The following is a 13,510-nucleotide window of genomic DNA, read 5'->3' as shown; positions in this document are numbered from 1 at the left end:
ACGTGCTGTTCCCGCAGGAGTCACCTCCCTTCGCTCACCCTGACTGGTAAAGCTGCATTATAAGTTTATTCTCGCTATGCTGCTATTAATTATCAGATAGCACTATATTAGCAGCCGGAATACACGGAGACTCCTTGATAATACAAACCAATTTTCTGCGTGCGATGTAATGCTGCCCAAGTTTTCCTTGTCCTGCGGGAGGATAGGCATAGGTGAGATTCTAAAAAGGCGTCAGTATGAAGAACTCACCAGCCGCGCGCGAAAAGCGAAGTGTATTTCCAGAGCGAGTAACAGCACCAACCATCATCTCAAGTTATGTCGCATTTTATATCAACTATGAAGATGGAAAAACAACAATGCGTGCGAAAACAACCTTTTATTTCAATCGATTTTCCAATTTCTTTTTCTCTTCTTCAAATCCAGGCTTTCCAAGTAATGCGAACATGTTTTTCTTATATGCTTCGACCCCGGGTTGATCAAATGGATTGACCCCTAATATATACCCACTAATTGCACATGCTTTTTCAAAGAAGTAGACCATGTAGCCAAATGTATATGCATCTAGTTTCGGTAACTCAATAATTAAATTTGGAACATTACCATCTGTGTGGGCTAATAATGTACCTTGAAATGCTTTATCATTAATTTCATGAATTGTTTTTCCAGCTAGATAGTTTAGACCATCCGAATTTGATTCATTTTGCTCTAATGTAATTTCTTTATAAGGTTTTTTTACATGTAAAACCGTTTCAAATAAATCTCTGCGGCCATCTTGGATGTATTGTCCTAATGAGTGCAAATCTGTTGTAAAGTTTGCTGATGCTGGGAAGATTCCTTTTTGGTCTTTTCCTTCACTTTCACCAAATAACTGTTTCCACCATTCAGCAACGTATTGGAGTTGTGGTTCATAATTAACTAGCATTTCGATTGTTTTTCCTTTGTTATATAAAACATTCCGAACAGCGGCATATTGGTATGCAGGATTAGATTCTAAAGATGGATTTGTTAAATCGTCCATTGCATCACTCGCACCTCGCATGATGTCATCAATAGAAATACCACTAACAGCAATTGGTAAAAGTCCTACAGCCGTTAATACTGAAAAGCGGCCACCAACGTCATCAGGTATAACAAAAGTTTCATAACCTGCTTTATCTGCAGCTGTTTTAAGTGCCCCTTTTTCCTTATCAGTTGTAGCATAGATACGCTTTTTCGCTTCTTCTTTACCGTATTTATCTACTATGTATTTTTTGAAAATACGAAAAGCTAATGCTGGTTCAGTTGTTGTTCCACTTTTCGAAATTACATTAATCGATACATCTTTATTTTCTAGTACATCAAATAATTCACTCATATAGGTTGAGCTCATGTGATGTCCAACAAAAATAACTTGAGGTGATTCTCTATCTTCTTTTGAAAGTAGTTGTTGAAAGGAGTGATTAAGCATCTCAAGTGCAGCCCGTGCCCCTAAATAAGACCCACCAATACCGATTACTAGTAGAATATCTGTATCTTGTTTGATCTTTTTAGCAGCTGATTTTATACGAGAAAATTCCTCTTTGTTATATTTTTGAGGCAAATCCACCCAGCCTAAAAAATCGTTTCCTGCTCCTGTTTTGTTGTGTAAAGCATGGTGTGCCGATTGTATAAATCCCTCTACATGATTTAACTCACTTTGGTTAACAAATGGAAGCGCACTATCATATGTGAATGTTATGTGTGACATCGTTTTCCTCCCTACATTCAATCAAGGTTTCATGTTTACTTTATACTATTGAATTTTAGAAATCAATTAAGTAAACACGTCTTTGGATTTTGTATATATTTCTTAAAATGGGAAAAACTGATTGAGTAAATACTATTAAAGGAGGTTTAATAATGAGTGGGTTACAAAGGATTGCCTTAGCACTAATAATTATTGGCGCAATTAACTGGGGACTGATTGGTTTATTTCAATTTGATTTAGTAGCAGCAGTTTTTGGCGGTGGAGAACAAAGTGGAGCTTTTGCAAGAGTTATATATACGTTAGTTGGAATAAGTGGTTTAGTGGCGCTTTCGTTACTATTTAGACCTGATGAATCTTTTGTGGAGGAAGCAGAACCAAGGACAGACACATAGTAATAGAAAAAGGGCTCACAGTTATGTTATTAAACTTGTGTAAGCCCTTTTGTAGTATTACTTCTTGAAAGTAGATTGCTCGATCCAATCTTCTAACTTGTCCTTTAAAGAATTGAACCCAGCATTTGAGTTATCTTGCTGACTTGCTGGTTGCTTCTTTTCTACATTCGTACGTTTTTTTGGTGCTTCTTCTGTAGCGCGGATAGATAAAGACACTTTATTTTTTTCTTCATCTATATTTAGAATTTTTACTTTTACGCCATCTCCTACAGTTAAATGTTCATTAATATCTTTCACATATCCATGTGTAACTTCCGAAATATGAACTAAACCTTGAATTTCCTCGTCTAAAGCAACGAACGCGCCATATGGTTGTATTCCAGTAACTTTGCCTTCTAGAATTTGACCAGTTTCAAACTTGTCTGTCATGTTGAACAACTCCTATACTATTCGATTCTTTTCACACAATTAAACATTTTAGCATAAATTTTGATTTCAAGCAAAATATACTAATAGCAGATAATGAAAGGAAGGTATATATGGTTCCGTTAGATTCAGAAATTGAAGACAAGATTTATTCATTATATGTCTTAGAAGAAAAATTAAAGCCTGAGGGGTTTGTTATTGGCTCAAATTGGGATTATGAAAAGGGTTTTTTTGATTTAAAAATTGATAATAAAGGGATTTATTACTTTCTGAGAATACCTTTTTACGCTGTAGCTGGATCATTGGATTATCCAGGTGTCACGGTACGTTTAGAAAAACCATTTCTACTCGCACACCAATATGAAAAAGGCTATGACGAGGAAGGAATAGGTGGAGCACTGAGAGGGTCAATTGACCAGTTCCAATCACCAACTGACCCAGACGCAAATGTGCCTGATGAATACATTAATATTGGCAAAAAGTTAATGCAAAAGGTCGAAAACTTAATATTACCACTTTACTAATGTAATTAGAATGTCTCCTTTCTCAAGTATAAAGTCGAGCGGAGGATTCATGATCCATTCTTTATTACGAATTAACCCAATTAAAAGGTGTTGTTCTTTGGAAAAATGGTCAGAAACGTATAAGAAATCCTTATTTACAAATTCCTCTGGCATTTTCGAATGGCAAAATTGCTGACTATGTAAAAGCTGTAGAACATCCTCGAAAGGCGTCGCGGATTTCAGACGTAATAACTCGTGGAATAGTAGTGTACTCATGAAATCATTTGAACGAATAATGGTATTTGCACCTGCTCGTACGGCATTATCTACTCGATTATTGGAAAGGATTTCGGCTATAATTGGTATGTCTTTGTTGTTTCCTCTTATGGTTACAATTGTTAATATAGTAAAGTTATCTGCTTTACGTTCCTTTTTTGAAATATCTGCAGTAATAATTACACGTTTTGCTGAAATAATATTAGCTTTCTCCAGTATTACATCCTCAGTTGGGTCCCCCTTTATAAAATGAAGTGGGTATTGCTTATAGGGTATATTCTGTAAGGAATTGTCAATTAAGACAAGATGAATTTTTTTATTGTTATCCGTTATCATGTCAATTAACTGTCTAGTTCGTTCATTCCAACCAATAAAAATGATGTGATCACTACCTTTGAAAGTAACTTTCCCATCTGACAAATCGTTTTCACGATTAACAGTTAGTTTTGATAATGTAGAGATATAAAAAATGATGGATCCTCCACCACTTAGAATAAGAAGTATGGCAACGATTCTACCTTCTGTGCTCAATGGAACATAATCCCCGTAACCGACTGTCGCCCCAGTAACAAAGGCCCACCAGATACCTTCAAAAATAGTAGGAAATTGTCTAGGTTCAATGTAATGAATGATAATACCAAAAATGAACATTAAAAAGAAGATAGTTAATAGCAGTCTAAGAATTAACGGAATACGAAAATATAAATTTTTTAAAAGTTCGATACCCATAAAGTCACCTGAACATTTCATTTTGTGTTTTTATTTGTAAATAAGAAACTATAAAACTTTCTTATCTACATAAGAGCAACTTAGGCTTTCCCCATAAAGACCTAGCGATAAGCCAAGTTTTCTAATCTTAGTATAGACAATATAGTTGTTATGCTATACACCATTACCTCTGAACATAAAAAAACTCACTAATCTAAGTGAGTTTAAAAATTAAACCTTTATAAGTGTTTGTTTTATACTGTTGTAAATTTCTTCCCAAAAATCGGTATTATCACGAAATGATTTTGTCATAAACATTAACATTTCTTTAACTTTTTCCTGATAGTCATCTGCCTCCTCTGATGGAAGACTTTTACGTGATTGATTAATAAATTGTTGGACTTTTTCAGCCCTAGGCCCCCATTTGGCGACCTCCTTGCCATCCTCGTCTATAAAAATGAAAATTGGAATAGAACGTGCTTTTCCATTCGTTAAGTATTGATCCATTAGTTCTAAGTTGCTATCACGAAGAAGCATACGGACTGGTATATTAGCTTTTTCTGAAATATGAAGCAATATTGGAATGTTTACCATCGCATCTCCACACCAATCCTCTGTTAGGGCAATCACACGTATACGCTTCATTTTCAATGTTCGAAAAAATGCTTCATCTTCTGGAGGTGTAAAGTGATCAAAGACATGTAGTAGGTTTTCTTTGTGTTTTTCCATAGATTCAATATATGTATCAGGCGACATACCTTTATCGTACCATTGATTTAGATCCATTATGATACACTCCCTCTCTATACTCTCTATTTAAGTCTACCGGTGAGGCGTCTTTCCGTAAACAAAAGTGCTCTATTTTGGAAAAATTGGTATCATTGTAGTACGTTTAATAAAGACTTTACCAAAGGAGGATAAGTGGTAATGGAAAAAAATAGAGAATTTTTATTAGAACTATTACATACACCATCTCCATCAAGTAATGAGATGGAGATTCAAAAAAAGTGGATTAATTATGTAAAGGATTTTGCTGATGAAATTAGAACCGACCATGCAGGGAATGCGATCGGAGTGCTCAATCCAGACGCTGACTTTAAAGTATTATTAGCAGGACATTGTGATGAGATTGCACTTATTGTAAACCGGATTGATGATCAAGGTTTTTTACACTTTGATAAGATGGGTGGCATTAATCCTAAAGCGGCAGTAGGGATGAAGGTTACAGTGTTAGGCTTTCGTAGCGTCGTTACAGGGGTAATTGGTGTGAACGCACAACATCATGGTGGATTAAAAAACGATTTCGGTTTAGAAGATTTATTTATCGATTGTGGTTATAAATCAAAGGAAGAAGCGGAAAAAAATATACAGATTGGAGATTTAGCTGTATATAAAACGGAACCTGAGGTTTTGATGGATCGTTACATTTCTGGGCGAGGCCTAGATAATCGGACAGGAGCTTTTATCATCGCTGAGGTCCTTAAACGCTTGGCTGAAAAGGGATGTCATGTAGGAGTATATGCTGCAAGTACGGTTAATGAGGAAACGAATATGGGTGGTGCTTACTTTGCAGCTGCAGGTATTGAGCCTACGATGGCAATTGCCTGTGATGTTACATTTTCTACGGATTACCCCGGTGTAAATAAAAATAAGCACGGGGATATTAAATTAGAATACGGTCCAGTTCTAGCAAAGGGTGCGCCAATCAATATAAAAATAAATAAGCTACTGGAAAGTACTGCTAGAAAATTAGATATGAAAGTACAATATGAATTAACACCACGCATGACAGGTACTGATGCAGATAAAATGCGTTTAACAGGACGTGGGGTACCGGTATCTCTTGTTTCGTTACCACTTCGTTATATGCATTCTCCTGTAGAAACAGCAAGTCTTAAAGATATGGAAGAGGAGATAGAACTTCTAGTAACGATGATTGCTGATTTGACAGGCAAGGAAAGTTTAAATCCATTAGAGGATTAATTTAGTGGTTAGAAAGCCAATTTTTTTTTAAATTATTCAAATCATTGTATAATATAAGTTGACAATAATATATCGATTCCATCTTCATGGCAGGGTGAAATTCCCGACTGACGTTGATGAACATTTTATGTTCTAAGTCCGTGACCCGCAATGCATTTTGCTAAGAGGTTGACCTGGTGTAAGTCCGGGGCTGACAGTTACAGTCTGGATGGGAGAAGATGCTGAGCCGGAAATTGGTGCATTCTACGCCTCTGTTTTCCTATGAAATAAACCCTAAAGCCCCGATTAGGCTTTAGGGTTTTGTGTGTATTAAAAGTATTAGGAATAGCTTTCCATTATCACGAGAGTGAATCAATTGAAGGTGAAGAACGGTTTCCTTAGTAAGATGATTGTTTTAGACATAACGCTCTAATAACTATCTCTTACTAGACACTACCCCAATTGTACATCTTGAAACACATATTAGCTTTTCTTCTTCATCTACTATTTGAATATCCCATACCATTGTTGTTCTACCAATGTGCAGTGGTCTGGCATTTGCTGTTACAATGCCATCTTTTTTATTTCTGACATGGTTTGCATTAATTTCTATACCGAATACATTTACCTCTTGGGAATCAACATTTACGTAAGCTCCAATACTTGCAGCGGTTTCGGCAAGTGCAACAGTAGCACCTCCATGTAAGAAGCCTGCTGGTTGATGTGTTCGCTTGTCGACAGGCATTTGCATGACTACCAAATCTTTATCTAACGAAATTGTTTTCATTCCTAATGCTTCCATTAGGGTGTTTTCATATTCCATTGTATCCATTCCCCTATCTAGGTAGATAGGAAAGTATAAAACTTTCTTATCTACATAAGTGCAATTTAGGCTTTCGCCATTAAGGCGATAAGCCAAGTTTTCTAAATAAATTTACTAATTAGTAGTGATATACCTAGCAAAAAACCATACATGGTGTTTGTTTTTCCTGTTGCGACCATTGCTGGCATCATTTCAATTGGTTCTGTTTTTCCTTTGAAATTCAGGATAACATTTTTTGCTTTTGGTATCGTAATAATTGTTATGAGAGACCATAAGGGTAAAATACCGGTTGCAACAAAAAGTGCAGTGTAACCGTAAGCTAATATAAATAATAATGCTAAAAAACGAATGGCATTTTTTCTTCCGAGTAGAATTGCGATTGTTTTACGACCATTTTCTTTGTCTCCATCTAAATCGCGGATATTGTTTGCTAGCATAATACTTCCGATAAAAATTGCTATTGGAATAGATACCCATATCACGTTGGCTGTTAACGTTAACGTTTGGATAAAATAACTAATACCTATAATAACAGTACCCATAAAAAAGCCAGCGAATAATTCACCAAACGGGGTATATGCGATAGGCAAAGGGCCTCCTGTATACAAGTAACCAAACAGCATGCAAACTAGCCCAATAACAGCAATCCACCAGCTGGATGCGATACTTATATAAACACCAAGTATAATAGCAATACTAAAAAATGATATGGCTAAGTATAGGACCGTTTTTGCTGATATTCCATCACGCACAATAGTCCCGCCTATCCCGACTGAGTCTTCCGTATCTAATCCACGTGCATAATCGTAATATTCATTAAACATATTCGTTGCTGATTGGATTAGCATGGATGCAAGGAGCATAGCCAAAAATAAAAATATATTTAATGGTCCATTGGTATAAGCGAGCATGGTACCGACAAAGACTGGTACAAAGGATGCTGTTAATGTATGGGGGCGTAATAGACGCCACCAAACTTGAAAGCCATCACGCTCATTAAGAGCTTGTTTTACATTTATTTTATTGATTGATTGCATAGATGTTTCCTCCTAAATCACTTCATATCATATTAAGTTTAGGCAATTAGTTGGGGGGTGTCAATTATCAAATTTGATAAAAATATTCCCTTTCCTTGAGAAACAATTGAAAACAGAATAAAATAGAAATGGATGTTTGTGATTTGTTAGTGTAACGGAGGTTTATATATATGATTAAACTTAAAGAAGAAATTATAGAGACTTTACTAGATAAAGCTATTGATAAGGCCAAGACTGATGAAACTGTACAACTTATTAGTTATACAAAAGAAGTAGATGAAATCAATCCAATTCAGTTTTTTGAAGCAGCAAAATATATGTCAAAAGATCGAACGTTTTGGACGAGTACCGCAGAGGATTTTTATATTGTTGGAATTGGAAATGCTTATAAAATCGATACAGATAAAGATCGTTTCCATCATACAGAAAAACAATGGCAGAAAATAGTTGATAAAGCTATTATTCATAATTCATATCAGGTTCCTGGTACAGGGTTGTTAGCGCATGGTGGTATGTCGTTTGATCCAACAAAGCCAAAATCCTTCTTGTGGAAGAAATTTAACCATAGTTCTTTTACTATCCCTGAGTTCATATTAACTAAGAGTGATAATACATTTTACTTTACTGTAAATGTTAGAGTAAACAAAGAAGATCATTCACTACAACTTACAAATGAATTAAGACGAATGGAACATACTTTGTTAACGTACACTGAACAACTTCCAGAAGGTGCTGCTATCAAATCAAAAAAAGAAATAGAACCTGATAAATGGAAAGAAAGTGTACAGATGGCTACTGAACAGATTAAGCATAGCGAAGTAGAAAAGATAGTTCTTGCACGTGAAATGCGCTTAAAGCTAACGAAAGAAGCGGAAATTGGAGTTATGTTAGATAGGCTCATCACCACACAACCAAATAGTTATGTTTTTGCAATCGAAAGTGACGGTGATTGTTTTATTGGGACAACACCAGAGCGTTTAGTCAAACTTGAGAATAAGCAACTATTATCTACATGTTTGGCAGGTACAGCTCCACGCGGTAAAACTAAACAAGAAGATGATAAGATGAGTTATAATTTACTACATGATGAGAAGAACCGTAACGAGCATGAATTTGTTGTAAGTATGATAAAAGATGCAATTGAAGGTTACTGCTATAATGTTGTTGTACCAAAAGAGCCGGTTATTTATCCACTAAAAAATTTACAGCATTTATATACACCTGTAACTGCTACATTAAAAAATGGGCACAGTATTTTTGATATTGTTAAACAGTTACACCCAACACCTGCTCTTGGTGGGGTTCCTAGAGAGAAATCACTTGCCTTTATCCGCGAACATGAATTGTTAGATCGAGGCAGGTATGGTGCACCAATTGGTTGGTTAGACAGTAACCAAAATGGCGAATTTGCTGTAGGTATTCGTTCTGGATTAATTCAAGGGGATGAAATTTCATTGTTTGCTGGGTGTGGAGTAGTTAAGGACTCTGATCCACAAGCAGAATACGAAGAGACGAATGTAAAGTTTTTACCAATGCTATCAGTTTTAGGAGAAAAGCTATGAACCATACAGAGGTATTGACAAGGTATACAGCAAATTTTGTTGACGAGCTTTCTAAAAACGGGGTAACGGATGTAGTAATTTCACCAGGATCTAGATCGACTGCGCTTGCGATGACTGTAATAGAACATCCTGATATGAATGAGTGGGTAATCATTGATGAACGGTCTGCTGCTTTTTTTGCATTAGGAATGGCAAAACAAACGAAGCGAGCAGTTGCTTTAGTGTGTACTTCTGGAACAGCAGCTGCCAATTATTTCCCAGCTATTGTGGAAGCTCATTATAGCAGGGTTCCGTTAATTGTTTTAACTGCTGATCGACCACATGAATTACGTGATGTTGGTGCACCGCAGGCAATTGAACAAATCAAATTATACGGAGATTATGTGAAATGGTTTCAGGAAATGGCTTTACCAGAAGCGAGTCCGAAAATGTTGAATTACGTCAGAAGCAAAGCATCACGTGCAGTATTTCTCTCACAAGAGGGAAACGCGGGAGTAGTACATTTAAATCTCCCATTTCGTGAACCACTGATTCCAGACTTTTCACTACCTGATTTATGGGGGGAAGATACAGGACAGTCTTATAGTCCAACATTTCAAGGTACTAAGAAGCTGCATGAGCAACAACTGAATTCACTCATGAAAAAGCTTCAATCGAAGCAAAAAGGGGTAATCGTTTGTGGTCCTCAGATGGATAAATTGTTAACAGAAACTATCGTTCAGTTGGCGTCCAAATGGGGTCTGCCAATATTAGCAGATCCGTTATCACAAATTCGATCTGGTGAACACGATAAGGATCAGATTATGGAAGGTTATGATGCCTTTTTCCGTAATGAGGAAATCCGTAAAGCATTGGAACCGGATTTTATTATTCGTTTTGGTGCCATGCCAGTATCAAAAGCTTACCTCTTTTACGTGAAAGAACATAAACATGCATTACAATTTATAGTGGAACACCATGCAGGATATAGAGAACCAGCTGGAAACACAACGGAGTTCATTTATGCCGATCCTAGTTTGCTTTGTAATGATCTAATAAATTCATCCATTAGCTTGAACATTGATCCTAGTTGGTTACAAAAATGGCAAACCATGAATCGTGTTGCAAAGAATCATTTATTAACGAAGGATGAAGGTTTACTTACTGAAGGTGAAGCGGTACGGTGTTTAGTAGAGGTAATTCCTGAAAATGGTAGTTTGTATGTTGGCAACAGTATGGCTGTAAGAGATCTGGATACATTTTTTATGACAACACCTAAAGATATAACTGTATTGGCTAATCGCGGTGCCAACGGTATTGATGGGATGGTATCTAGTGGACTTGGAGCTGCTACTAAGGGCAAGCACGTGACTTTGCTTCTTGGAGATTTGTCTTTTTTCCATGATTTGAATGGTTTATTAACAGCAAAACAATATAGTATTAACATAACCATTCTATTAATTAATAATAATGGTGGTGGGATCTTTTCGTTTTTACCACAAGTAGATAACAAGAAACATTTTGAAGCATTATTTGGCACACCAATCGATATCGAGTTTCAACAGGCAATTGAAATGTATGGAGGCAACTATACATCAGTCTCAACGGAGACAGATTTAAAAGATATTCTATACTCTAGCTATTCTTATAAGGGTCTGTCGGTCATTGAAGTTAAAACAGATCGGACTACAAACATGGAATGGCACCGGAAAAAATGGCAAGCTATCGAAGATGAACTTTTAAATAGTGAGGAATGATCAGTTGTATTATACTATTAATGACGCGTCATATTGGTATGAAATTCATGGGGAGGGTACCCCAGTTCTGATGCTTCACGGTTTTACAGGAAGTATATCTACATGGTCAAATTTTGTTTCAAACTGGAAAAGTGAATGGCAATTCATTATAATAGATTTGCCTGGTCATGGCAAAACAGTGACATCAACCCCCAGATCGATGGAAACCTTCTGCTTAGAAATGAAGCAGTTTCTCGAATATTTAAATGAAACGCCTGTTCATCTTGTTGGTTATTCGATGGGTGGTAGGACTGCGTTGTCACTTGCGATGCTTCACCCAGAATTAATAAAATCATTAGTCTTGGAAAGTGCATCTCCTGGTTTAGCGTACAAGGATGAACGGAAATGTAGAAGGGAACACGATGACAATCTTGCAAGAAGAATAATGGACGAAGGAATGGAAAGTTTTATTGATTTTTGGGAAAACATCTCATTATTTTCAACACAAAAAAACTTACCACTTGAGAAGAAACAGAGTGTACGTGATGAACGATTAGCTCAATCAGAAGAAGGACTGGCTCAATCGCTTCGTTATATGGGAACAGGGAGCCAACCATCATGGTGGAAAAATTTGTCACAGTTTACAAAACCGGTACTGTTAGTAACTGGGGAACTAGATGAAAAATTCACAGAGATAAATAAGCGAATGAAAAAACAATTAAGTTTAGCTGAGTTTGTGATATGTGAAAATGCTGGACATGCAATTCATGTTGAGAAACCAGAGATTTTTGGTAAACTAGTAACAGAGTTTATCTCTATGAATAAGTAAATATCGACATAAATGCAATACATACAAGGAGGATATTATGACTGTACAATGGGAGAAAGTAAGAGAATATGAAGAAATTATTTATGAAAAACACGATGGCATTGCAAAAGTGACAATGAATCGTCCTGAAAAACACAATGCGTTTACGCCACTTACAGTAAACGAGATGATTGATGCCTTTGCTGATGCACGTGATGATTCATCAATTGGTGTTATTATTTTAGCAGGAGCTGGCGAGAAAGCTTTTTGTTCTGGTGGAGATCAATCAGTTCGAGGGCATGGGGGATATATTGGAGATGACCAGGTTCCCAGGTTAAATGTTTTAGATCTACAACGATTGATTCGTACGATTCCCAAGCCTGTCATTGCAATGGTTTCAGGCTATGCAATTGGTGGTGGTCACGTACTACATGTTGTTTGTGACTTAACAATTGCTGCTGATAACGCTGTATTTGGACAAACAGGTCCAAAGGTAGGAAGTTTTGATGCTGGCTATGGTGCTGGCTACTTGGCACGTATGGTTGGTCATAAGCGTGCACGTGAAATTTGGTATTTATGCCGTCAATATGGTGCAGACGAAGCTTATGAAATGGGTATGGTAAATACAGTTGTACCTTTGGATAAGTTAGAAGAAGAAACTGTGCAATGGTGTGAAGAAATACTGGAAAAATCACCTACAGCGTTACGGTTCTTAAAAGCATCATTCAATGCCGATACAGATGGTTTGGCAGGACTTCAACAAATGGGTGGAGACGCAACACTTCTTTATTACACAACAGATGAAGCTAAAGAAGGACGCGACGCATTTAAAGAAAAAAGAAAGCCGAATTTCAAACAATTCCCACGCTTTCCTTGATCTATATTTACGTTATCTAAAAACCTTTGCTTTCTTTAGCAAAGGTTTTTCCTGTAGAGGGAGGAAAACAATAGTGAAAGAGATTTTAATTATGCGTCATGGAGAGTCTGTTGCTGACATTGAAAATCGATTGGAAGGTAAGGCCGACTTCGCTTTGACCGATCTGGGTGTTCGGCAAGCTGAAATTACTTCCCAGTGGATTAATAAGCATTATAATCTAGATTTAATTATAGCCAGTACACTTAAGAGAGCTTCTAAAACCGCTCAAATACTTGCTATAGAAACTGGAGCAAAACTACAATTTGATGAGCGATTAAAAGAAATGGACAATGGTGTACTTGCTGGTTTATTAAAAACAGAAGCAGATATAAAATATCCCTTCCCAGAAGATGGAAGGAATTATGACGAGCCGATACCAGGCGGAGAATCTATCTTGCTTTTTCAACAGAGAGTAGAGACGTTCTGGAATAGACTGATTCAACGTTTATTTGCAAATAATGAGTTGGATAGGATTTGTCTTGTTGCACACGGTAAAACAATTGCTATGTTATTTCGTTGTTTTCTAAAACTTCCACCTGAAAGTAACTTTTGGGTAGCAACTGGTGATACTGGTGTTCATTTACTAAGGTTTACTACCGAGGAAAGATTAATCGTTTTTTCTAACTATGAACCTGCTAAGCATAAGTAAGGAGGCT

Annotated in this window: 14 protein-coding genes and 1 riboswitch; of the genes, 8 read left to right on the top strand and 6 right to left on the bottom strand. The window is 36.6% G+C overall.

Translation table 11 applies throughout. From position 1 onward, the window contains the following. Nucleotides 1-376 precede the first annotated feature (376 nt). Nucleotides 377-1,726, bottom strand: coding sequence for a glucose-6-phosphate isomerase (locus ACFQ3N_RS17615; protein WP_390364048.1), 1,350 nt, complete (start codon nt 1,724-1,726; stop codon nt 377-379). Between the two features lie 152 nt (nt 1,727-1,878). On the opposite strand from ACFQ3N_RS17615, the gene ACFQ3N_RS17610 reads away from it, so the two are divergent. Next, complete coding sequence (locus ACFQ3N_RS17610) at nt 1,879-2,118, top strand: DUF378 domain-containing protein (protein ID WP_390364046.1); 240 nt, start codon at nt 1,879-1,881, stop codon at nt 2,116-2,118. Nucleotides 2,119-2,175: 57 nt separating this feature from the next. Here ACFQ3N_RS17610 and yugI read toward each other — a convergent pair whose 3' ends face one another. Then, nucleotides 2,176-2,547, bottom strand: a complete 372-nt coding sequence (gene yugI / locus ACFQ3N_RS17605) for a S1 domain-containing post-transcriptional regulator GSP13 (RefSeq protein ID WP_390364044.1) — start codon at nt 2,545-2,547, stop codon at nt 2,176-2,178. 110 nt (nt 2,548-2,657) lie between these two features. Here yugI and ACFQ3N_RS17600 point away from each other — a divergent pair, with 110 nt between their 5' ends. Continuing rightward, the gene (locus tag ACFQ3N_RS17600) at nt 2,658-3,068 is read left to right on the top strand and encodes a YugN family protein (protein WP_390364042.1); all 411 of its coding nucleotides are present in this window, start codon (nt 2,658-2,660) and stop codon (nt 3,066-3,068) included. Here the strand turns inward: ACFQ3N_RS17600 and ACFQ3N_RS17595 are convergent. Continuing rightward, nucleotides 3,054-4,073: a potassium channel family protein gene (locus tag ACFQ3N_RS17595; protein ID WP_390364040.1), complete on the bottom strand. Its 1,020-nt coding sequence runs from the start codon at nt 4,071-4,073 to the stop codon at nt 3,054-3,056. The genes ACFQ3N_RS17600 and ACFQ3N_RS17595 overlap by 15 nt on opposite strands. A 189-nt stretch (nt 4,074-4,262) precedes the next feature. Continuing rightward, entirely contained in the window at nt 4,263-4,817 is a 555-nt protein-coding gene (locus ACFQ3N_RS17590) for a thioredoxin family protein (RefSeq protein WP_390364038.1), read from the bottom strand. Between the two features lie 141 nt (nt 4,818-4,958). On the opposite strand from ACFQ3N_RS17590, the gene ACFQ3N_RS17585 reads away from it, so the two are divergent. Next, nucleotides 4,959-6,014: a M20/M25/M40 family metallo-hydrolase gene (locus ACFQ3N_RS17585; protein WP_390364036.1), complete on the top strand. Its 1,056-nt coding sequence runs from the start codon at nt 4,959-4,961 to the stop codon at nt 6,012-6,014. A gap of 76 nt (nt 6,015-6,090) precedes the next feature. After that, nucleotides 6,091-6,238: riboswitch (FMN riboswitch) on the top strand. 191 nt (nt 6,239-6,429) lie between these two features. Here ACFQ3N_RS17585 and ACFQ3N_RS17580 read toward each other — a convergent pair. Beyond that, complete coding sequence (locus tag ACFQ3N_RS17580; RefSeq protein WP_390364034.1) at nt 6,430-6,816, bottom strand: hotdog fold thioesterase; 387 nt, start codon at nt 6,814-6,816, stop codon at nt 6,430-6,432. Nucleotides 6,817-6,917: 101 nt separating this feature from the next. Next, nucleotides 6,918-7,853, bottom strand: a complete 936-nt coding sequence (locus ACFQ3N_RS17575) for a 1,4-dihydroxy-2-naphthoate polyprenyltransferase (RefSeq protein WP_390364032.1) — start codon at nt 7,851-7,853, stop codon at nt 6,918-6,920. A 170-nt stretch (nt 7,854-8,023) separates the two neighbouring features. Here ACFQ3N_RS17575 and ACFQ3N_RS17570 point away from each other — a divergent pair, with 170 nt between their 5' ends. The 5 genes from ACFQ3N_RS17570 (at nt 8,024) to ACFQ3N_RS17550 (ending at nt 13,503) form a co-directional block, all read left to right on the top strand. Next, nucleotides 8,024-9,415, top strand: coding sequence for an isochorismate synthase (locus tag ACFQ3N_RS17570; RefSeq protein WP_390364030.1), 1,392 nt, complete (start codon nt 8,024-8,026; stop codon nt 9,413-9,415). Next, on the top strand, nt 9,412-11,151 hold the full coding sequence (menD, locus tag ACFQ3N_RS17565; RefSeq protein WP_390364028.1) for a 2-succinyl-5-enolpyruvyl-6-hydroxy-3-cyclohexene-1-carboxylic-acid synthase: 1,740 nt from the start codon (nt 9,412-9,414) through the stop codon (nt 11,149-11,151). The genes ACFQ3N_RS17570 and menD overlap by 4 nt, the downstream gene beginning before the upstream one ends. Further along, a complete protein-coding gene (menH, locus tag ACFQ3N_RS17560) occupies nt 11,141-11,959 on the top strand; it encodes a 2-succinyl-6-hydroxy-2,4-cyclohexadiene-1-carboxylate synthase (protein WP_390364026.1) in 819 nt (272 codons plus the stop codon). The genes menD and menH overlap by 11 nt, the downstream gene beginning before the upstream one ends. A gap of 37 nt (nt 11,960-11,996) precedes the next feature. After that, nucleotides 11,997-12,815: a 1,4-dihydroxy-2-naphthoyl-CoA synthase gene (gene menB / locus ACFQ3N_RS17555; protein WP_390364024.1), complete on the top strand. Its 819-nt coding sequence runs from the start codon at nt 11,997-11,999 to the stop codon at nt 12,813-12,815. 73 nt (nt 12,816-12,888) lie between these two features. Next, nucleotides 12,889-13,503 carry a histidine phosphatase family protein gene (locus tag ACFQ3N_RS17550; protein ID WP_390364022.1) on the top strand — a complete coding sequence of 205 codons (615 nt, stop codon included), beginning with the start codon at nt 12,889-12,891 and terminating at the stop codon, nt 13,501-13,503. Nucleotides 13,504-13,510: the final 7 nt, after the last annotated feature.

Source organism: Virgibacillus byunsanensis (assembly GCF_042675965.1).
Classification (GTDB): Bacteria; Bacillota; Bacilli; order Bacillales; family Amphibacillaceae; genus Virgibacillus_R; species Virgibacillus_R byunsanensis.
The sequence above is the reverse complement of the archived record's forward strand: the minus strand, read 5'-3'. Positions and strand labels throughout refer to the sequence as shown.